The following is a 705-nucleotide window of genomic DNA, read 5'->3' as shown; positions in this document are numbered from 1 at the left end:
GTGAATCCTTCACCTCCTGCATCACCCCCTTAAATCGCTTCTCAAACTCCCCTTTCACGGCAGCACCTGCCTGCATGGCCCCTAAATCCAGAGACAGCAGCTCCACGTCCCGGAGCTTGTCCGGTACCCGACCGGCAACGATGCGCAAGGCAAGTCCTTCGGTGAGCGCGCTTTTACCCACGCCCGCCTCACCGACGATAATCGGATTATTTTTACGACGGCGTGAAAGGATATCGATCATCAGGTCAATTTCATCATCCCGACACAGCACCGGATCGAGCCTCCCGTCGCGGGCGTCCTGGGTCAGGTTATGCGTAAAACGGGCCAACAGCTCCCCCGTAGCAGAGGGGGAGGCAAGCGTGTTCCCCGCTGAAGTGTTCCCCTCACCTTCCGCCGAGCCCTTCACCCAGCCATCAAAATCCTGCGCCAGTCGTTCCCGGTTAATGCCCGACAGCAAGCGGGAAACGGCAGGTAATACATAGCGTCCCGGTGTCATCAGCARTGCCAGCARTACAAYRCCRCTGCGCAACTGCRGATGAYTCATCTGTGCCGAAGCCAGCATCCAGCCATCCTGCAGTAATTCCACCAACAGAGGCGAAAACGCCGGATAGCCCGGTGCAATGGCTTTATCCATGCCCCCCACATCCAGAAGATCACGCACTTCTTCATGGGCGATACCGGCATGATCCAGTATGAGGCGGATAT

At 57.6% G+C, this 705-nt stretch carries 1 pseudogene; it reads right to left on the bottom strand.

Annotation, left to right across the window (positions count from 1 at the left end):
* Positions 1 to 703: pseudogene (locus ADK28_RS10295) on the bottom strand (type VI secretion system ATPase TssH); the annotation flags it as partial.
* Positions 704 to 705 lie beyond the last annotated feature (2 nt).

The sequence above is a fragment of the Serratia sp. 506_PEND genome, from assembly GCF_001076875.1.
Classification (GTDB): Bacteria; Pseudomonadota; Gammaproteobacteria; order Enterobacterales; family Enterobacteriaceae; genus Serratia; species Serratia marcescens.
The sequence above is the reverse complement of the archived record's forward strand: the minus strand, read 5'-3'. Positions and strand labels throughout refer to the sequence as shown.